Below are 648 nucleotides of genomic sequence, written 5' to 3'. Positions count from 1 at the left end.
ATCATCCTGATCGTCGCGCTGGCGGTGGTGCCGATCGTGGGAAACATGTTCCCGCAACAGGTTTCGTTCCTGCCGGCTCAGCATGTCCGCGACGTCGACGTAGCCCTCTTCGACGAGGCCGGTCTTGGCGTCGACGATGCGGTAGGCCTGCGTCTGGCGCTGGATCGGCTGGGCTTCCAGGATGATCACCCGCACCTCGCCCTCGTCGAAGTCGCAGCGGCGCTGCACGGCGGCCAGCAGCTGCTCGTTGTGCAGGTGGCCTTCGCCGAAGTTCCACCCGATCAGCGGTCCGGCGATGATTTCGCCGTCGCGCAGCAGGTAGTCGGCCTCGTCGGCGCCGTCGGGCAGGGCGCGGGACACCAGCCCGCCCAGCGCCCGGCCGTGGGTGTGCATGGACCGCCACCCCATCAACTTGTCGATCATGAGCTCGGCGGTCTGCGGATCATAAAGGCGGGCAAGCTGATTGGGTGCCAGCGCCGACGCCTTGGTGATGTTCGCCTCGATCTTGTCCTCGGCGCACTTGCGCAGGCACCAGGTGCTGGTCGCCCAGTTGCCCGCGTAGTAGCGCATCGCCGGCAGGAACGAAACCTGTTGCGGGAACATGTTTCCCACGATCGGCACCACCGCCAGCGCGACGATCAGGATGAT

The 648-nt window shown here is 66.2% G+C and carries 1 protein-coding gene; it reads right to left on the bottom strand.

The window, feature by feature from the left end:
- The coding region (locus A5646_RS23940; protein ID WP_231998464.1) for a DUF3556 domain-containing protein at nt 1–648 on the bottom strand (648 nt) is incomplete at both ends.

This window comes from Mycobacterium sp. 1245499.0, from assembly GCF_001673615.1.
Taxonomy (GTDB): Bacteria; Actinomycetota; Actinomycetes; order Mycobacteriales; family Mycobacteriaceae; genus Mycobacterium; species Mycobacterium europaeum_A.
The sequence above is the reverse complement of the archived record's forward strand: the minus strand, read 5'-3'. Positions and strand labels throughout refer to the sequence as shown.